The organism is Streptomyces sp. NPDC028314 (assembly GCF_055565795.1).
In genome coordinates, this window is sequence record NZ_JBVHTP010000005.1 from 263,661 (window position 1) to 282,014 (window position 18,354).

Genomic DNA, 18,354 nt, shown 5'->3' on the forward strand with positions numbered 1-18,354 from the left:
AGCTTCCCACCCCGTCCGGCAGCCGAGCTGTTCACCTCACCGCGTTAAGCTCAGCTGCCGGACAAAATCCGACCAATCCGCCTCTCCTGCCCCCTCCCACCCCACGAGCAGACAAGGGAGTCCGCCACCGTGGCCATCTCCGTCTTCGACCTCTTCTCCATCGGCATCGGCCCCTCCTCCTCCCACACGGTCGGCCCGATGCGGGCGGCGCGCATGTTCGTGACCCGCCTGAAGAAGGACGGTGTCCTCGCCCAGACCGCGTCCGTCCGCGCGGAACTCTTCGGCTCCCTCGGCGCCACCGGCCACGGCCACGGCACGCCCAAGGCCGTACTGCTGGGCCTGGAGGGGCACTCCCCCCGCACGGTGAACGTGGAGACGGCCGACGCCGAGGTCGAGCGCATCCGCCAGAGCGGCCGGCTGCGCCTCCTCGGCGCCGAGATAGGCGAGTCCCACGAGATCGCCTTCGACGAGCCGAACCAGCTGATCCTGCACCGCCGGCGCTCCCTGCCCTACCACGCCAACGGCATGACGCTCTTCGCGTACGACGCCTCGGGCACCCCGCTGCTGGAGAAGACGTACTACTCGGTGGGCGGCGGTTTCGTCGTGGACGAGGACGCGGTCGGCGAGGACCGGATCAAGCTCGACGACACGGTGCTGAGGTTCCCCTTCCGCTCCGGTGACGAGATGCTGCGGCTGGCGAACGAGAACGGCCTGTCGATCTCCTCGATGATGCTGGAGAACGAGAAGGCCTGGCGCACGGAGGAGGAGATCCGCGAGGGCCTCCTGGAGATCTGGCGCGTCATGCAGGCCTGCGTCGCGCGCGGCATGTCCCGCGAGGGGATCCTGCCGGGCGGCCTGCGGGTCAAGCGCCGCGCCGCCGGCACCGCCCGCCAGCTGCGCGCCGAGGGCGACCCGCAGGCGCACGCCATGGAGTGGGCCACGCTGTACGCGATGGCCGTCAACGAGGAGAACGCGGCGGGCGGCCGGGTCGTCACCGCCCCCACCAACGGCGCCGCGGGCATCATCCCGGCGGTCCTGCACTACTACATGAACTTCGTGCCGGGCGCGGACGAGGACGGCGTGGTCCGCTTCCTCCTCGCGGCGGGCGCGATCGGCATGCTCTTCAAGGAGAACGCCTCGATCTCCGGCGCCGAGGTCGGCTGCCAGGGCGAGGTCGGCTCGGCCTGCTCCATGGCGGCCGGCGCCCTCGCCGAGGTGCTGGGCGGCACCCCGGAGCAGGTGGAGAACGCGGCCGAGATCGGCATGGAGCACAACCTCGGCCTGACCTGCGACCCGGTCGGCGGCCTGGTCCAGATCCCCTGCATCGAGCGCAACGGCATGGCGGCGGTCAAGGCCGTCACCGCGGCCAAGATGGCGATGCGCGGCGACGGCACCCACAAGGTCTCCCTCGACAAGGTCATCAAGACCATGAAGGAGACCGGCGCCGACATGAAGGTCAAGTACAAGGAGACCGCCCGCGGCGGCCTCGCGGTCAACGTCATCGAGTGCTGAACCGGACGCCGGGCTGAACCCCGGCGCGGTCGCGCCGGCCGGCGCGCCCGGCGCACCCCCGGTTCGGGCCCGCCCTCCCCCCGGAGGGCGGGCCCGCTCGCGTTCCGGCCCCCGCGCAAGAGGGGCCGGGCGGCCCGTCCGGCTCGGGACCTTCGGCCCGGGGAGCGGGGCCGGACGTGGGCTAGCTTGATCAGGGGGGCCGAAGAACGCCCCGCGCCGACAGAGAGGCGAACCCCCCATGGCCACCACGGAACACCGTGTCCTGCGGCTCCGGCTGGAGACCTCGCCCGCCCCCGTCCCGGTGCGGGGGGCCTTCGTGTACCGCTCGGACCGGCCCTACGAGCTCTGCGTCGACTTCGAGGGCGCGGGGGTGCACATCGCGCGCTGGGTGTTCTCCCGGGACCTGCTGCTCGACGGTCAGACCTGCGCCACGGGCGAGGGCGACATACAGGTGTGGCCTCGCTGGGCCGGCACCGAGCCGCGGGTCTTCCTGGCCCTGCGCGCCGGCGAGCACGGCTGTGTGATCTCCGCCCGCGCGAAGGACGTACGGGAGCTCTGCCGCCGGATGGTCGAGCTGGTCCCGCGCGGGCAGGAGACGCGCCACTACGACCTCGACGCCCAGCTGAGCGCCCTGCTGCCGCGGTGACGCCCGGCGGCGCCGGGGGCCGCTCCGGAGGGCGGGGACCCCGGTCGTGAGACTCGTGCCGGATTCCGTGCAACCGTCGGCGCCCGCGAGGTGTCTTCCCCTGTGAAACCGCTGTCCCCGTCTCTGGAGAATCGGGGGGACGTCATGAACCACCTACGTCGCCGTCAGCTCACCGCACTCGTCGCGGGCTCGCTGCTCGCCTCGGGCGTCGCGTTCGCCGCACCGGCGTCCGCCGCCACCCGCACCCTGTCCACCACGCTGGTCACCAACGCCCGCTGGGGCGGGCACTGCACCTACGACCGGCTCGTCATCGACCTTCAGGGATCCGCTCCCCCGGTCACCGTCACACCCGTTTCCGAGCTGATCTACGACGGGTCGGGCAAGCCCGTCCCGCTGGCCGGAAAGTACTTCCTGGAGATCCGCCTGCACCCGGCCGCCGGGCACACCGACGCGGGGCAGAACGTCTACCAGGGACCCCGGCTGCAGAAGATCTACCTGAACAAGCTCAAGGGCCTGGCCTACACGGGCGACTTCGAGGGGTACGTGACCTTCGGCGCCGCCTTCGACACCCCGCCCACGTACAACACCTCCGTGCTGCACGCGCCGGAGCGGTTCGTCGTCGACTTCCCGCATCCCGCCACCTGCTGACCGGTCACCGGGCCCGGGGGTCGCACGCCCCGGGCCCGGTGGGGCCGTCCGCGCGCCTCGCCCTGGCCGACGGGACGCGGCGGCGGCCCGGGCGCTGCTGGAGGAGGCGCTGGACGGCTGCCGGCGGATGAACGCGCTGCCGTTGCCGGCGCAGCCGGAGTCGGCGCTGGCGGAGGTGCCGGCCTGAGCGCCGGGACAGCCCTCAGCGGTGCTCGGGGTTCGGGAAGTCGAAGCGGCACCCGGCGTCCCACAGCGAGCGCTGGTTCCCGTGCGCGGGGATTCCGCCCGCCCGCTTGAGCAGGGCGGCCAGGTGCATCAGGTTCCAGCTCATGAAGGTGGTGTTCCGGTTGGTGAAGTCGTTCTCGGGGCCGCCCGAACCCGGGTCGAGGTACGAGGGGCCCGGTCCGGCCTCGCCGATCCAGCCCGCGTCCGCCTGCGGCGGGACGGCGTAGCCGAGGTGCTGGAGGCTGTAGAGGATGTTCATGGCGCAGTGTTTGACGCCGTCCTCGTTGCCGGTGATCAGTGCGCCGCCGACCCGCCCGTAGTAGGCGTACTGGCCGCGGTCGTTCAGAATCGAGGAGCAGGCGTAGAGCCGCTCGATGACCTGTTTCATGACGGAGCTGTTGTCACCGAGCCAGATGGGTCCGCACAGCACGAGGATGTCGGCGTCCATGATCTGGCTGTAGAGCACGGGCCACTGGTCGCTCTCCCAGCCGTGCTCGGTCATGTCGGGCCAGACACCGGTGGCGATGTCGTGGTCGACGGCCCGGATCAGGGAGGTCCGGGCGCCGGCCGCTTCCATGACCGCGCGGCTCCTGGCGATCAGGCCCTCGGTGTTGCTGGTCTCGGGTGAGCGCTTGAGCGTGCAGTTCACGTAGACGGCGGTGAGGTCTGAGTAGTCGTAGTCGTCGGCCACTCCCCCACCCTGCCCACGGCCGGGCGCCGCCCGCCAGCCGGCCGCGACCGGTCGGGTTGTTAGCGGTCCGCGTGGCCGACTAGGGTCATCGGGCCTTGGTGTTCGGGAAACCGGTGGGAAACCGGTGCGGCCCTCGCCACTGTGATCGGGAAGTCCGGCTCCACTCCCTCGCGGGAAGCCACTGGGCCCGCGCGGGAGACCGTACGGCCCCGGGAAGGCGGAGTCAGGGCATCAGTACCCGTGAGCCAGGAGACCGGTCAGGGCGCGTCGTCCATCCACGAGGTGCTGGAGAGGTCTCCCCACTCATGCATATTGCCGAGGGCTTTCTGCCCCCCTTGCACGCGGTCGCCTGGGGCGCCGCGTCCGCTCCCTTTGTCATACACGGGGTCCGCGCCCTCACCCGCGAGGTGAAGGCCAATCCCGAGAGCACGCTGCTGCTCGGTGCGTCCGGAGCATTCACTTTTGTCCTGTCCGCACTGAAGATCCCTTCCGTGACGGGCAGTTGTTCCCACCCCACCGGCACCGGACTCGGGGCGATCCTCTTCCGGCCGCCCATCATGGCGGTGCTCGGCACGATCACCCTGCTCTTCCAGGCGCTGCTGCTGGCCCACGGCGGGCTCACCACCCTCGGGGCGAACGCCTTCTCCATGGCGATCGCCGGGCCGTGGGCGGGCTACGGGGTCTACCGGCTGCTCAAGAAGTCCGGCCTGCCCCTGATGGTGACGGTGTTCTTCGGCGCGTTCTTCGCCGACCTCGTCACCTACTGCGTGACCAGCGTCCAGCTGGCGCTGGCCTTCCCCGACCCGGGCACCGGCTTCCTCGGCGCCCTCGCGAAGTTCGGGGGGATCTTCGCGGTCACGCAGATCCCGCTGGCGGTGAGCGAGGGGCTGCTGACGGTCCTCGTCATGCGGCTGCTGATGCAGTCCAGCAAGTCGGACCTGGTCCGGCTGGGGGTCGCCAAGCTGACCGCCCGTACCGGGAACAAGCAGGAGGCGGCGGTCTGATGAGCGGGATGACCAAGAACACGAAGATCAACCTCCTGCTGCTGCTCCTGGTGGCGGCGCTGGCCGTGCTCCCGATCGCGCTGGGGCTGGGCGAGGGCAAGGAGGAGCCGTTCACCGGCGCCGACGCGCAGGCCGAGGCGGCCATCACCGAGCTCAAGCCGGACTACGAGCCGTGGTTCTCCCCCCTGTACGAGCCCCCGTCCGGGGAGGTCGAGTCGGCGCTGTTCGCCCTCCAGGCGGCCCTCGGCGCGGGCGTGCTCGCGTACTACTTCGGCGTCCGCAAGGGCCGCCGCCAGGGTCTCGCCCAAGCCCGGTCGGCCGACACCACGGAGTCGTAGGCGGTGCTGCCGATCGACGTGGCGGCGCACTCCAGCCGCTGGCGCCGCCGCCATCCGCTGGAGAAGGCCCTGCTGGGATTCGGGCTGACCGTCACGGCCGTGGCCCTGCCGCCCTGGCCCGGCGGCCCGCTGGTCGCGGCGGCCACCCTCGCGGTGCTGCTCGGGCCCGCCGGGGTCGCCGGGCGGCAGCTGTGGCGGGCCTTCCGGATCCCGCTGGGGTTCTGCTTCACCGGGGCCCTGCCGCTGCTGTTCGCGGTGGGCGGCCCGGCCGGGCCGCTCTCCCTGGCGCCCGACGGGCCCCGGCACGCCGCCGAACTGCTGCTGCGCACCTCGGCGGCCTCGCTCGGGGTGCTGCTGTTCGCCTTCACCACCCCGGTGTCGGACGCCCTGCCCCGGCTGGTCCGGGCCGGCGTCCCGGCGCCGGTGGTCGACGTGGCCCTGGTCATGTACCGGATCGGGTTCCTGCTGCTGGACTCGATGACCCAGGTCCGCCGGGCCCAGGCGGCCCGGCTCGGGCACACCGGCCGGGCCGCGGCGTGGCGTTCGCTGGCCGGGCTCGCGGCGACCTCCTTCGTACGGGCCTTCGACCGCGCGGCGCGGCTCCAGGACGGGCTGGCGGGCCGCGGCTACGACGGCACGCTGCGGGTGCTGGTGCCCGAGGCGGCGCTGTCCTGGCGGTTCCTGGCCGCGTCGGGGGCGCTCCTGGCCTTCCTGATCACCCTGACCCTCACCCTGAAGGGGCTGTACCTGTGAACCCGTTGGTGGAACTGGCCGGCGCGGGATACGCCTACGAGGACGGCCCCGAGGTCCTCTCCGGCGTCGACTTCGGCATCGCGCGGGGCCGCGCCCTGGTCCTGCTGGGCCGCAACGGCAGCGGGAAGACCACCCTGATGCGGCTGCTGAGCGGGGGCCTGCGGCCGGGCTCGGGCGCGCTGCGGCTCGACGGCGCGCCGGTGACGTACGACCGCGCCGGGCTGACCCGGCTGCGCACGGCGGTGCAGCTGGTGGTCCAGGACCCGGACGACCAGCTGTTCGCCGCCTCGGTGGAACAGGACGTGTCCTTCGGCCCGATGAACCTGGGCCTGGCTCCGGACGAGGTGCGGGCCCGCGTGGACTCGGCGCTCGCCGCCCTGGACATCACCGCGCTGCGGGACCGGCCGACGCACCTGCTCTCGTACGGGCAGCGCAAGCGGGCGGCGATCGCGGGCGCGGTGGCGATGGCTCCGCGGGTGCTGATCCTGGACGAGCCGACGGCCGGCCTGGACCCGGACGGGCAGGAGCGGCTGCTGGACGTGCTGGCGGGGCTGCGCGCCCGCGGGACCACGGTCGTCATGGCGACGCACGACGTCGACCTGGCGGTCCGCTGGGCCGACGACGCGGCGGTCCTCACTCCGGCGGGCATCCGCGTCGGCCCCGCCGCCGCCCTGCTCTCGGACCCGGACCTGCTGGCCTCGGCGGGCCTGCGCCAGGCCTGGTCGCCGGCGGTGACGGCCTTCCTCCGCGCCCGGGACCTGCTGGGGCCGGACGCCGCCGGCCCCAAGACCCCCGAGGCGCTCGCGGCGCTCGCCTGAACCCCGGCCGGGCCGTCGCCGCGGGGGACCGGGAGGGCCGTGCCGGGCTCCGAACCTAGGATGACCGCATGTCGCTCCCGCACGCCATCCTCACCGCCCTGCTCGAGAAGCCCTCGTCCGGGCTGGAGCTGACCCGGCGGTTCGACAAGTCGATCGGGTACTTCTGGTCCGCCACGCACCAGCAGATCTACCGCGAGCTGGGCCGGCTGGAGGAGGCCGGGCTGATCCGGGCGCTGCCCAGCGAGGTGCCCGTACGGGGGCAGAAGAAGGAGTACGAGGTGCTGCCCGCCGGCAGCGCGGAGCTGGCCCGGTGGGTCGGGGAGAGCCAGGACCCGAAGGCCATCCGGGATCCGCTGCTGCTGCGGGTCCGGGCGGCCGGCGTGGTGGGGCCCCAGGGTCTCGTCGAGGAGCTGCGGCGGCATCTGGAGCTGCACCGCGGGCAGCTGGCGAAGTACGAGGCCATCGAGGCGAAGGACTTCCCGCCGGGACGGGACTCCGACGAGGACCGGCTGCGCCGGCTCGTGCTGCGCGGCGGGATCGGCCTGGAGACCTTCTGGCTGCGCTGGCTGGAGGAGGCCCTGGCCGAGGTCGGGGACATGGCACCCGGGGCCGAGGGCGGCCGGGACACGGCCTGACCACGGAGTGGCCGCCTCCGCCCCGGCAGGGGGCGAAGGCGGCCGACGGCTCCGGGGCTACTACTTGTTCAGGGCGGCCCAGAACTCGTCGAAGCTCAGCAGGCCGTCGCCGTTGGTGTCCTTGGCGGCGACCACCGCGTCGGCGACCGCGCCGGTGACGAACGCGTCACCCATCGCCTTCATGGCCGCGCTGTACTCGTCGGCCGTGACGAAGCCGTCGCCGTCCGCGTCGAACTTACGGAACGTCGCCCGCGCGCTCTCGATGTCCGCCACTGGGTCCACCCCTTCTCGGTGCTTGTTGACGGCTCAGGGTAGCGCCCGCCGGAGCCCGCCCCTCCCCCGGGTCCCGTTCGGCCGGCAGAAAGATATTCAATTACCCTTCCGTAAGGCGGAAGCGATAATTCCAGCCACCAAATCAAGCCTGCACTTGTCACGCTCCGGGATCACGGCATAACGTACCGGCATTGCCGCCACACCAGGAGCGCAGGGCTCCCAGGGACAAGCGGCAACAAGGGCGATCACATAGGTGACGATCACAGCTGACGCATCATTCGAAGTTCTGCCCTTCACCCGCACTTGCCGCCATATCTGGGAAGACGGCGACCATGTGCTCATCGGAGTGAGTCCCGGAAACAGCTACTTCAGCTCCGAGCGCATCAGCAGTCTTGCCCGGTGGGCCGTGACCCGCTTCGCACAGGTCGACTTCGTCTACGCGGACCTCCATGTGGACCGGATGTTCGCCGCATTCGGCTACACCCGGGAGCACGCGGAGAAGCGCGCCGCGAAGGAAATCAAGGCGGTTCGGCGAAGGATCCTCAAGGGCGTGGAGGAATCAGGGCCCCCGCGCGCCGAGATCCGAGTGAGGGCGCTTTCCGAGTTCCAGTCGAACCCCGTTTACCAACTCCTGCACCGGCGCGTGCTGCATTTCCTTGAGACCGACAGCGAATTCCGCAAGGGCTGCGAGGAAATGGCCCTTCACTTTGTCGGGTCCAAGTTGCCGGAAGGTGAATCGATCACGGACGCACAGTTGCAGGTCTGTTTCGACTACATGGCGGCCGAGCTGCCGTTCTTCGTGGACACCCCCAGCATTCTGGACGTGCCGTCCTCCGTGGCGGCCTATCACGTCAAGATGCCGATGACGGATGTCCTCTTCGCCCGGGGCGGCGGCCTGCGCGCGACCCGGAACCAGGCGTACGCCGTCGTACGCCCCGAGGCGGCGGCCGCCCCGGTCCACACGCCGAAGCCGGCGCAGAGCACCACTCCGAACCACGTACCGACCGAAGGGACCGTCGATGAGCGTCGAGCAGCTTGAGGGCCGGGGGGCCGCGGGCACCGGGGGAACCGGCGACGCCCTCCTCGACTTCCCGCTCTCGCGGCGCGGTGACGTGCTCCCCGAGGAGTGCACCTGGCTGCGCGAGAAGGCGCCGGTCGCCAGGGTCCGTACCCTCACCGGGGACCCGGCCTGGCTGGTGAGCAGCTACGCGCTCGCCAAGCAGGTGCTGGAGGACGAGCGCTTCAGCCTCAAGGACACGGCGAACGCCGGGGTCCCCCGCCAGTACGCGCTGACGATCCCGCCCGAGGTCGTCAACAACATGGGCAACATCAACAGCGCCGGACTGCGCAACGCGGTGATGAAGGCGCTCAACCCGCGCCAGAAGGGGCTCCAGGACTGGCTGCGCGCCAAGGCCGGGGAGCTCATCGACGACATCGTGGCAGAGGGCGGTCCGGCGGACCTCCGGGCGGGGTTCGCCGACCCCTTCTCGGCGGCGCTGCACTGCCGGGTGCTGGGGGTGCCGTTCGAGGACTGGCGCCGGCTGATGTCGGGGCTGGACGTGGCGTTCATGACGGCCCGTGAGCCGTTCGCGGACTCCTCGCTCAACTGGTACAAGGACGTCGGCTACTTCGTGGACCAGCTGAACGCCCAGCTGGCGCTGCCGGCCGAGGAGCGTACGGGGCTCCTCGGAAGGTTCGCCGAGCTGAAGGAGGCCGACCCCGAGTCGGCGCACCTGACCGACGACATGTTCGCGACCGTCGCCGTCTCGCTCTTCGGGGCGGGCGCGGTGTCCACCTCCGCCTTCCTGGTGCTCGCGGTCCTCGCGCTGCTCCAGAAGCCGGAGCTCATCGGGTACCTGCGCGAGCACCCCGAGCGGATGGGCAAGGCGGTGGACGAACTCCTGCGCTGGAACCTGTCCGTGGGCGACGGCCTGCCGCGCATCGCGCTGGCCGACGTCCAGGTCGGTGACGTACTGGTCAAGGAGGGCGAGCTGGTCCTGGTCCTGCTGGAGGGCGCGAACTTCGACCCGGAGGCGTTCGAGAACCCGGGCGAGCTGGACCTGGCGCGGGAGAGCCCCAACGCCAACCTGGCGTTCGGCGCCGGCCGGCACTTCTGCCCGGCTTCCGCGCTGGGCCGGGCGCATGCCGAGATCGCGCTGGAGGTGCTGGTCGAGCGGCTGCCCGAGCTGCGCCTCGCGGTGCCGGCGGAGAACCTCGTCTGGCGTACGGGCTTCATCAAGCGCCTGCCGGAGCGGCTTCCGGTCGCCTGGTAGGGCCGTGCCCGACGGCAGGAGCGGCGGTGTCCCGGGAGCTGTGCGAGCTCCCGGGGCATCGCCGCGCCGCTCCCGCGACAGGGACCGCGGCAGGGACCGCGGCAGGGACAGGGCCTAGCGGAAGATCCCGGTGTGGCCGAGCGAGTAGCGGCCGGGCTGGGGGTAGACGGCGAGCCCGTGCGGGCCGGCGCCGACCGGGATGCGGGCCAGCTCCTTGCCGGAGGTGGTGTCGATCGCGTAGACCTCGGAGTTGTAGCGGCCCGACAGCCACAGGACCTTGCCGTCGGCGGAGACCCCGCCCATGTCGGGGCTGCCGCCGTCCGGCAGCTCCCACTTCTTCGTCAGCTTGTTCTGCGGGAAGTCGAAGACGGAGACCGTGCCTTCGCCCCGGTTGGAGATGTACATCTCCCTGGAGTCACGGCTGACGTACAGGCCGTGGCAGCCCTTGCCGGTGGGCAGCAGCTTGGGGGTGTCGAACTTGTCGCCGCTGAGCACCCACATGCCGTGCGCCATCATGTCCGCGACGTAGAAGGTCTTTCCGTCCGGGGAAATCTTCACGTCCTGCGGCATGGCGCCCTCGAACGGCAGTTTCTGCTGGCCGACGACCTCCATCTTCTCGGTGTCGACCTTGAGCAGTTCACCCGAGAACTCGCAGCTGACGATGAAGTACCGGCCGTCCGCGGAGAAGTCCGCGTGATTGACGCCGAAACAGGTCACCGGGACGGTTTTCACGCGGTTCATGGTGTGCGGATCGCGGAAGACCAGCTCGCGGTCCATGGAGGCCATCACGACCGCGTACTTGCCGTTGGGCGTGAAGTAGAGGTTGTACGGGTCGTGCACCTCGACGGGGTCCCCGGCCTCGCCGGTGGCCGGGTTGATCGGGGTGAGGGTGTGGCCCCGGTTGTTGTTGACCCACAGGGTCTTCATGTCCCAGGAGGGCACCACGTGCTGGGGCTGGACGCCGACCGGAATGGTGTCGATGACCTTGTACGTGGCCGGGTCGATGACGGACACCGTGTTGGAGGCGGTGTTCGGCACGTAGACCCGGGACGGGAAGTCCTTGACCACCGGGGAGAGCCGGCCCGGCCGGTCGGCCGCGTACACGTCCTTGGCATCGAGCAGCGGCGGCATCCCGGGCAGGCCCGGCGGTACCGCCGGCACGGCCTTGACCGGCCGGGCGGGACCCTTGGAGCCGAGCGCCTCGGTCGCGCTCTTCTCCCCGGATCCGCAGCCCGCCAGGGCAGCGAGAACCAGTCCGGCGAGCAGCGCGGTGGCCTTCCGGGGAAGGCGGTTCGTGGTCATGGGGTCAGCAGCTCCGTGGTGGTCACCGCGCGCAGCTTGCGGCGCGCGAGTTCTTCGAGGAGGGGCGGCATCGCGTCGACCGTGTCCGCGTAGCCGAAGTGCAGGCTCACCACCGATCCGCTGCGGATCGTCCCGGTGACGGTGCGGATGACGGCCGCGGCGCCGGGCGAGGTGAAGTCGAGGGAGTCCACGTCGTACGACAGGACGTGGGGGTAGCCCGCCCGCTGGGCCAGCTTCTGGACGAGCGGGGTGGCGTACTGGGTCTGCGAGGGGCGGAACCAGGTGCCGATCGAGCCGGTCAGGCGTTTGAGGCGGTCGGCGCAGCCGGTGATCTCGGCGTAGGCCTGCGCCTCGGGCATGTCGTTGATCCCGAGGTGGCTCTGGGTGTGGTTGCCGAGCTCGTGGCCGCCGTCGAGGATCCGGCGGGCCATCTCCGGGTGGGCGTCGAGCCAGCTGCCGATCGCCAGTACGGTGACCCGCGCGCCGCCCTTCTCGGCCTCGGCCAGCACGGCGCGGGCGATGGCGGGGTCGCCGTTGCCGTGGAAGGTGAGGGCGACCCGGGGGCGGTCCCGGGGGCCGTGGGCGATCTCGACGGGGAGGCCGGGGAACCGGCGCGGCGCCGGTGCGGCCGCGGGCGCGGGGGCGGCTTTGGCTGGCGCGCTGGCGGGGGCGCCGCCGGGGGGCGGGGACGCGGTCCCGCAGGCGGCGGTGAAGGCACCGGCGGCGACCGCCGCACCGGCGCGAAGGACGGATCGGCGGTCCGGGTAGCAGAGCACCTGCCCATTTAAGGGGTGGATGGCGGTGAAGGTAACGATTGACCCAATTCGGGACCTCCGTCCCGGGGGTGCCATCCGGACCCCTCTCCGCTATGTGATCAACGATTTACACAGAGCGGTCAATACTTATTCATCGATTACGAGGTGAGTGGCCCACCTCACCTAGGATTTAGGTAGAAACTCTTAGGATATGCACACTTATGTCCGTGTTGGGACTTTTGGCATTTGGCCACTCGTCTGCCATAGTCGAAATCACGACTTCCCCTTTGACCCGAGCGAAGTCCCGCCGAGGATCACACCCCCTTCGATCCTCGGCGCACCCATGAAACCCCCGAAGCGCCCCACTACGGCGACAGGGGGTTTCTGGCGTTCCAGGGCCCGACCGGGAGGGCCGAGGTCTGCCCCTTCAGCGGTCGGCCACCCGCATCTCGAACCAGGTGATCTTGCCGCGCGGCAGCAGATCGGCGCCCCAGCGGTCGGACAGCTTGTCGACGAGGAAGAGCCCCCGGCCCGTGGTGTCCATCTCGTGGACCGGCATCAGACAGGGCAGTCCGCGCGAGGGGTCGCGCACCTCGATACGGATCCAGCCGCGCCGGCGCAGCATGCGTAAGCCGAAGGACCGGGCCCCGGTGTGCCGGACCGCGTTGCCGACGAGCTCCGAGACGAGCAGGACGGCGTGCTCGGCGATCTGCGGCGAGAAGCCCCAGTACCGGATCACCACCGACTGGGTGAGCCGGCGAGCGGTGCTCGCGGACTCGGGCATGGACGGGAGCGTCACTTCCGCCTCAGCCGGATTACCGTACAACTCCAGTGCTTTGAGGCCCTGTTCGTCCTCAAGAGCAGCCGTGAGCCGTACGGCGGAAGCGCTGCTGCGCTGCCGCGGCTGTTCCACACCCTCCAGGCCCGCCATGCACCCATCATGGACGGCCGACCCGGCCCCGCGGGCCGTTCCACAGGAAAACGCCCCCCGGAATCACTGATTCCGAAGGGGCGTTCCGGCATATGCAAAAGGCAAAAAAGGTGCGGCGGGAGCCACTTGACCTGCGGTGACAATCCGCTGAGGAGTGATCACCCTGAGTGGATCACCGCTCCTTCTTAAGGCTGCCTTAAGGCCTGGCTAATCCACCCACAGGGAGGACGCGCCGTGCGGCTAGAGGAACTTGGCCTTGCCGGGGCCCTCCTCGACGAAGCTGCGCATGCCGCGTTCGCGGTCCTCGGTGGCGAACAGCCCGGCGAACCAGTTGCGTTCGATGGTCAGCCCGGTGTCGATGTCGGCCTCCAGGCCGGCGTCCACACACTCCTTGGCGGCCCGCAGCGCGATCGCCGGGCCCTGCGCCAGCTTCGCGGCCCAGGCGTGCGCCTGCTCGTAGACCTCGGCGGCGGGGACGATCCGGTCGACCAGGCCGAGGGCGAGGGCCTCGTCGGCCTTGACCATGCGGCCGGTGAAGATCAGGTCCTTGGCCTTGGAGGGGCCGATCAGCCGGGACAGCCGCTGGGTGCCGCCCGCGCCCGGGATCAGGCCCAGCAGGATCTCGGGCTGGCCGAGCTTCGCGTTGTCGGCGGCGATGCGGTAGTCGGCGCACAGCGCCAGTTCGCAGCCGCCGCCCAGGGCGTAGCCGGTGACGGCCGCGACGACGGGCTTGGGGATCCGGGCCACGGCGGTGAAGGCGTCCTGCAGGCCGCGGGACCGGGCGACCATCGCCGCGTGGTCCATCGTCTGCATCTCCTTGATGTCCGCGCCGGCCGCGAACACCTTCTCGCCGCCGTAGAGGATGACCGCCCGCACGTCCGCCCGGTCGGTGGCCTCCACGGCGAGCTCGCGCAGCCGGTCCTGGACGGCGATGTCCAGGGCGTTCATGGGCGGCCGGTCCAGGCGGATGGTGCCGACGCCTTCTGAGACTTCGAGAGAGATGGTCATACGGGGAAGGTTAGCGCCGGTTAACCGAAGGTGGCCCGGTGCTGTGGGTCACAGCACCGGGCCACCTTCGGCTACGTACGGGGTGTGGCTACTTGATCCACTCCGCCCAGTCCATGTTCCAGCCGTTCAGGCCGTTGTCCGGGGCGATCTGCTTGTCCTTGGAGTTCTTCACGACGACCACGTCGCCGATCAGGGACTCGTTGAAGAACCAGGCGGCCGGCTGGTCGTCGTCGCCCGCACCGCGGGCGTCGCGCAGGCCGACGCAGCCGTGGCTGACGTTCTCCGAGCCGAAGGTGCTGGAGGACGCCCAGTAGTTGCCGTGGACGAAGGTGCCCGAGTTCGACAGGCGCATCGCGTGCGGGACGTCGGAGATGTCGTACTCGCCGCCGAAGCCGACGGTGGCGCCGTTCATCCGGGTCACCTTGTACTTCTCGCTGATGACCATCTGCCCGTTGTACGTGGTCGTCGACGGGGCGCCCGCGGTGATCGGGACGTTCTTCAGCACCTGGCCATCGCGGACGACCTCCATGGTGTGCGCGCTCGCGTCGACCGTGGAGACCTGCGAGCGGCCGACGGTGAAGGTGACCGTACGGGTCTGCTTGCCGTAGACCCCGGGACGGCCCTCGACCCCGTCGAGGGCGAGCTTCACGGTGACCTTGGTGCCCGCGGCCCAGTACTTCTCGGGGCGGAAGTCGAGGCGGTCGTTGCCGAACCAGTGGCCCTCGACCGGTACGGAGGGCTCGGCCGTGACCGTGATGGCCTTCTCGACGGCCGCGGTGTTGGTGATGCCGCGGGTGAAGTTGATGGACACCGGCATGCCGACGCCGACGGTGGTGCCGTCCTCGGGCGTGTAGTGACCCACGAAGGTGTTCACCGGGGTCAGCGTGGTGAAGGTGGTGTCCTTGGCCGACTCCCGGCCGGCCTCGTCCTTGGCGACCGCGTGCACCTTGTACTCGGTGGCGGCGGCCAGGTGGCGCTCGGGCTCCCAGCTCGCGCCGTCCGCGGCGAGCTTGCCGTCCACCGCGTTGCCCTTGGTGTCGGCGACCGTCACCGTGGTGAGCTTGCCCCCCGTGCTGGTTATCTTGAGGATGCCGCTCGTGGCGACCTCCTTGGCCCCGTCGTCCGGCTTGACGTTGACCACGGCCTTCGAAGCCTCGGTGCCGGTCTTGCCGCCACCACCGCCCCCGTTGTCGTCTCCGCCACTGCCCCCGCTGTTGCCGCCGCCGCTGCATGCACTGGTGAACAGCAGGGCTGCTCCCAGCAGAAGGGCCGGCAGGCCGGTGCGGGCTCGGCCGCGGATCGGCTGCAGGTTCACTCTTGTTCTCCCCATGTCCCCCGCGCGCGGGCAGTCGCGCGCTTGTCGACAGGAAATCACACGGGGGGATCACGAAGAGAAACGGTCTTGTCACTGTTCCGTCCCAACTGCGGGGACCTCGTGGCCTCAGTCGTCGGTGCCGGGTTTGGTCCCCCAGACGTACACGGAATCGCCCTCGGCCAGCAGGTCCCACAGCCGTGCGGCGTCCGGCACCGAGAGGTTGACGCAGCCCGCCGAGCCGCCGTGCGCGTAGAGGTCGCCGGGGCGGCCGTGCAGGGCCTGGCCCCCGTCGAAGAACTGGGCGTAGGGCATGGGGGCGTTGTCGTAGAGCGTGGACTTGTGGTCCTTGCTGCGCCAGTACACCTCGTGCCAGCCGGGCCGGGTCTCCTGGTCGTCGCGGCCCGTGCGGATCGGCACGGGCTCGAACACGACGCGCGCGCCGCGCTGGACCCAGAGCAGCTGCCGCTCCAGGTCCACGCAGGTCACCCGGTCCGGCCGGACCGGGCAGCCGCCGTCGGCGTTGGGATTGCCGCGGGCGGCCAGGGCAACCATCGCGCGGTACGTGGCGAGGCCGGCGTAGCCCTCGGCCGGGGTGATCCGGTTGCCGCGCTGGAAGGACCGGACGGCCGCGCAGTCCGCCGGGGACTGCACCCCGTCGACGGGCAGGCGCAGATGGGCCTCCAGCTCGCGCTGGTAGGGGCCGGTGCCGGCGGTGCAGGCGGGCTCGGGTGCCGTCGGCGGTTCCGGCAGTGCGGATCCGGGCGCGGCCGCGCCCCGTGCCGAGGGCGGCGGGGCCGCGGCGGCGGCCGGGGCCGGGCCGGTCAGGGCCAGTGCCGCGGCCAGCACGGCCGCCGTGCGCATCGCGCCCCCGCGGGCCGCCCGGGCTATCGCGCCGACCGTGTCCCCTGTGACCATCCGTGCCTCCCTCGGGCCCGCCGGCCGGGCCCCCTCCTGCCCAGCTAAGCCGTCCCCGCCGGCCACGGCCCGCCCGGGTGCGCCGGCGGGGTGAGGAGGTCACTCCACCGGCGCACCCGGGGCCGGGGCGGGCGGGGTCAGGAGCGGGGGCCCTTGGGGTCCTTCCCGTGACCGTCCCGCTCGTTGTACCGGGTGATCACGAGCTGCCCGTCCGGGGTCTGCCCGTCCAGCCGCAACGGGCCGGTGACCCGGTCGGCCGGCAGCAGGTAGCCCTCGGGGACGTCCGTCTCGACCAGGTAGTACCAGCCCTCCGGGAGCCGGTCGAAGTCGCAGACGCCGCTGCGGTCGGTGGCGCAGCCGGGCTTGGCCCGCCGGTCGGCGTTGATGCCCCGGGTCTGGAGCCCCTCGGTGCCGTTGGTCTCCTTCCAGACCTCGAAGACGGCCCCGCGCAGCGGCCGCTTGGTCTTGGCGTCCTTCTTCAGGACCCGCAGGGTGCCCTCGTACTCCTCGGCCCGCTTCGCGTTCACGACGTCGACCACGACGCCCCGCGCCACGTCGTCCTCGTCGAGGTCGAAGGCGGTGACCGGGTTGTCCGGCAGGTCGTACCCGTCGGGAGCGGCGATCTCCCGCCAGTAGTACCGCTCGCCGACCGGCAGCTCGACCGTGCAGCTGCCCCGGCCGTCGGTGACGCAGCTGCCTTCGTGCCTGGCGTCCGGCTCCGGGCCGTCGGCCTGGAGGCCGGGCAGGCCGTTGGACTCGCGCCACAGCTCGAACCGGGCGCCGGCCAGCGGCGCGCCGGTGTCCTTGCCGGACTTGCGGAGCACCACCTCGGCGGCGCCCGGGACCTTCTCGTTGGTCATGCTCACACGGGCGCCTGCCGCGGCGTTCTGCTCGGTCAGCGGCAGCTCGCGCGTCACCTCGTCCGGCAGCTCGTACCCGGGCGGTGCCTGTGTCTCGCGCCAGTAGTAGGTGCCGATGCCGACCGTACGGGAGCAGGTGCCGTCGGCGGGGGTGGTGCAGTCGGCGACCTTCGTGTCGCCTCCGGTGGCGTCGAACTGGGCGCCGGGGCGGCCGTTGGTCTCGTGCCACAGCTCGAACCGGGCTCCCGCGAGCGGCCTTCCGGAGCCGTCCTCCTTGAGTACGGAGACCTGGCCGGTGACCGGCTCCGGGGCGGCGCAGTCGGGCAGGTCGCCGTCGAAGGGATAGGCGTGGAACTCCTGGCCGCCGCCGCGGCCCGTGAGGCTGGTGTGGGTGAGGGAGCCGGTGGTGAAGAAGCGGCCGTTCATTCCGGGGAGGGTGACGGTGGTCCGCGAGGCCTGTTCGCCGACGAGCACGCTGCCCTGGAACTGGCCGCTGCCGTCGAGGCGCAGGGTCGTCGCGTCGGGGAAGTTCCACAGCAGCCGGGTGCGGTAGCCGTTCCACAGGTCGGCGCCGGGGCCGGTGTCGTTGATGCTGCCGCTGAAGGTGCTGATCGTCCGGTCGGAGCCGAGGACGTTGACGAGGACGGTGGCGCCCTTCGGGATCCGGGCGAAGCGGATGCCGATCGCCCCGCCGTTGGCGCCGACCAGGTCGAAGTCGACGTTGAAGACCTGGAGACCGGACGTGTTGTCGCCGGTGAAGACGGCGAAGCCGCCGGAGTTGACGGCGGTGCCCGTGGCCGTGCGGGGCGCCCCGTCGACCCGGGCGTAGCACTCGCCGGCGGCGGTGAGCCTGTCGCGCAGCCCGGCGTACCTTGCCACGGCCGCCGCGTCGTGGACCAGCGGGCCGGTGACCGTGCCGGCGCCGGGGGCGGTGCCGGCGTACCGGACCACCCCGGTGTCGGAGATCAGCCGCTCGCCCGCCGCGACGGAGACGTCGCGGCCGGTGGCCAGGAAGTCCGCGCCGACGGGGGGCCGTACCAGGGAGCCGGCGCCGACCACGCCGATGTTGTAGACCTGGCTGCCCGTGGGGTCCTTGTCCTGGTCGAAGGTGCCGAGGACCACGACCCTGCCCTCGGCCTCGGCGGCGCGCCCGCGGACCTGGAAGTCGCCGCCGACGAAGACGCCGACGGCGTTGTCGTACCCGTTCGGGGTGGTGTCGACCTCGACGGGCGGGAAGGGGTTCGGACAGGTTCCCGGGACGCAGGGGCCGAGCCCGTCGGGCAGCGGTGCCCGCAGGGCCTGCCGGACCGGCCGGTCGGCCGCGGGATCCGCCGCGAGGGCCGTGGGGGCGCCGACGGCCAGTGCGGCTCCGACGGCGACCCCGAGGGTCCACTTCCTTGCTGACATGACGCTCCGTCCGTTGCCACGGCCCGACCTGGGCCTGCGCTGCCC

The 18,354-nt window shown here is 71.6% G+C and carries 19 protein-coding genes and 1 riboswitch; of the genes, 10 read left to right on the forward strand and 9 right to left on the reverse strand.

Annotated features, from left to right (window positions below; translation table 11 throughout):
* The first annotated feature begins 129 nt into the window (after positions 1-129).
* The 3 genes from ACZ4TG_RS14655 (at position 130) to ACZ4TG_RS14665 (ending at position 2,806) form a co-directional block, all read left to right on the forward strand.
* Complete coding sequence (locus tag ACZ4TG_RS14655; RefSeq protein WP_468162405.1) at positions 130-1,512, forward strand: L-serine ammonia-lyase; 1,383 nt, start codon at positions 130-132, stop codon at positions 1,510-1,512.
* A 238-nt stretch (positions 1,513-1,750) separates the two neighbouring features.
* Positions 1,751-2,158: an SsgA family sporulation/cell division regulator gene (locus tag ACZ4TG_RS14660; protein ID WP_468162407.1), complete on the forward strand. Its 408-nt coding sequence runs from the start codon at positions 1,751-1,753 to the stop codon at positions 2,156-2,158.
* Between the two features lie 144 nt (positions 2,159-2,302).
* Complete coding sequence (locus ACZ4TG_RS14665) at positions 2,303-2,806, forward strand: AMIN-like domain-containing (lipo)protein (RefSeq protein ID WP_468162409.1); 504 nt, start codon at positions 2,303-2,305, stop codon at positions 2,804-2,806.
* 202 nt (positions 2,807-3,008) lie between these two features.
* Here ACZ4TG_RS14665 and ACZ4TG_RS14670 read toward each other — a convergent pair whose 3' ends face one another.
* A complete protein-coding gene (locus tag ACZ4TG_RS14670) occupies positions 3,009-3,722 on the reverse strand; it encodes a flavodoxin family protein (RefSeq protein ID WP_468162411.1) in 714 nt (237 codons plus the stop codon).
* Between the two features lie 79 nt (positions 3,723-3,801).
* Positions 3,802-3,998, forward strand: a riboswitch (cobalamin riboswitch).
* 29 nt (positions 3,999-4,027) lie between these two features.
* Here ACZ4TG_RS14670 and ACZ4TG_RS14675 point away from each other — a divergent pair.
* The 5 genes from ACZ4TG_RS14675 (at position 4,028) to ACZ4TG_RS14695 (ending at position 7,270) form a co-directional block, all read left to right on the forward strand.
* Positions 4,028-4,726 carry an energy-coupling factor ABC transporter permease gene (locus tag ACZ4TG_RS14675; protein ID WP_468162413.1) on the forward strand — a complete coding sequence of 233 codons (699 nt, stop codon included), beginning with the start codon at positions 4,028-4,030 and terminating at the stop codon, positions 4,724-4,726.
* 8 nt (positions 4,727-4,734) lie between these two features.
* Positions 4,735-5,064, forward strand: a complete 330-nt coding sequence (locus ACZ4TG_RS14680; protein WP_468162714.1) for an energy-coupling factor ABC transporter substrate-binding protein — start codon at positions 4,735-4,737, stop codon at positions 5,062-5,064.
* A 3-nt stretch (positions 5,065-5,067) separates the two neighbouring features.
* Positions 5,068-5,817 (forward strand): cobalt ECF transporter T component CbiQ, encoded by a 750-nt coding sequence (gene cbiQ, locus ACZ4TG_RS14685; protein ID WP_468162415.1) that lies wholly within the window; start codon positions 5,068-5,070, stop codon positions 5,815-5,817.
* Entirely contained in the window at positions 5,814-6,635 is an 822-nt protein-coding gene (locus tag ACZ4TG_RS14690; RefSeq protein ID WP_468162417.1) for an energy-coupling factor ABC transporter ATP-binding protein, read from the forward strand. Before cbiQ ends, ACZ4TG_RS14690 begins: the two co-directional genes overlap by 4 nt.
* Positions 6,636-6,703: 68 nt before the next feature.
* Positions 6,704-7,270 (forward strand): PadR family transcriptional regulator, encoded by a 567-nt coding sequence (locus tag ACZ4TG_RS14695; RefSeq protein ID WP_468162419.1) that lies wholly within the window; start codon positions 6,704-6,706, stop codon positions 7,268-7,270.
* Between the two features lie 60 nt (positions 7,271-7,330).
* On the opposite strand, the gene ACZ4TG_RS14700 is transcribed toward ACZ4TG_RS14695, so the two are convergent.
* Entirely contained in the window at positions 7,331-7,543 is a 213-nt protein-coding gene (locus ACZ4TG_RS14700) for an EF-hand domain-containing protein (RefSeq protein ID WP_468162421.1), read from the reverse strand.
* Between the two features lie 253 nt (positions 7,544-7,796).
* Between ACZ4TG_RS14700 and ACZ4TG_RS14705 the strand changes: the two genes are divergently transcribed.
* Both ACZ4TG_RS14705 and ACZ4TG_RS14710 read left to right on the forward strand, forming a co-directional pair.
* Positions 7,797-8,582 carry a tRNA-dependent cyclodipeptide synthase gene (locus tag ACZ4TG_RS14705; protein ID WP_468162423.1) on the forward strand — a complete coding sequence of 262 codons (786 nt, stop codon included), beginning with the start codon at positions 7,797-7,799 and terminating at the stop codon, positions 8,580-8,582.
* Complete coding sequence (locus ACZ4TG_RS14710) at positions 8,563-9,816, forward strand: cytochrome P450 (RefSeq protein ID WP_468162425.1); 1,254 nt, start codon at positions 8,563-8,565, stop codon at positions 9,814-9,816. Before ACZ4TG_RS14705 ends, ACZ4TG_RS14710 begins: the two co-directional genes overlap by 20 nt.
* A 114-nt stretch (positions 9,817-9,930) precedes the next feature.
* Here the strand turns inward: ACZ4TG_RS14710 and ACZ4TG_RS14715 are convergent, their stop codons facing one another.
* The 7 genes from ACZ4TG_RS14715 to ACZ4TG_RS14745 all read right to left on the reverse strand — a co-directional run bounded on the left by ACZ4TG_RS14715 (position 9,931) and on the right by ACZ4TG_RS14745 (position 18,309).
* Positions 9,931-11,118, reverse strand: coding sequence for a YncE family protein (locus ACZ4TG_RS14715; protein WP_468162427.1), 1,188 nt, complete (start codon positions 11,116-11,118; stop codon positions 9,931-9,933).
* Entirely contained in the window at positions 11,115-11,894 is a 780-nt protein-coding gene (locus ACZ4TG_RS14720) for a polysaccharide deacetylase family protein (RefSeq protein WP_468162429.1), read from the reverse strand. The genes ACZ4TG_RS14715 and ACZ4TG_RS14720 overlap by 4 nt, the downstream gene beginning before the upstream one ends.
* 406 nt (positions 11,895-12,300) lie before the next feature.
* On the reverse strand, positions 12,301-12,804 hold the full coding sequence (locus ACZ4TG_RS14725) for an ATP-binding protein (RefSeq protein ID WP_468162431.1): 504 nt from the start codon (positions 12,802-12,804) through the stop codon (positions 12,301-12,303).
* A gap of 240 nt (positions 12,805-13,044) precedes the next feature.
* Positions 13,045-13,812: an enoyl-CoA hydratase/isomerase family protein gene (locus tag ACZ4TG_RS14730; protein ID WP_468162433.1), complete on the reverse strand. Its 768-nt coding sequence runs from the start codon at positions 13,810-13,812 to the stop codon at positions 13,045-13,047.
* Between the two features lie 88 nt (positions 13,813-13,900).
* On the reverse strand, positions 13,901-15,142 hold the full coding sequence (locus ACZ4TG_RS14735) for a L,D-transpeptidase (protein ID WP_468162435.1): 1,242 nt from the start codon (positions 15,140-15,142) through the stop codon (positions 13,901-13,903).
* Between the two features lie 111 nt (positions 15,143-15,253).
* On the reverse strand, positions 15,254-15,988 hold the full coding sequence (locus tag ACZ4TG_RS14740; RefSeq protein ID WP_468162716.1) for a L,D-transpeptidase family protein: 735 nt from the start codon (positions 15,986-15,988) through the stop codon (positions 15,254-15,256).
* A 191-nt stretch (positions 15,989-16,179) separates the two neighbouring features.
* Positions 16,180-18,309: a choice-of-anchor A family protein gene (locus tag ACZ4TG_RS14745; protein WP_468162437.1), complete on the reverse strand. Its 2,130-nt coding sequence runs from the start codon at positions 18,307-18,309 to the stop codon at positions 16,180-16,182.
* Between the last annotated feature and the right edge of the window lie 45 nt (positions 18,310-18,354).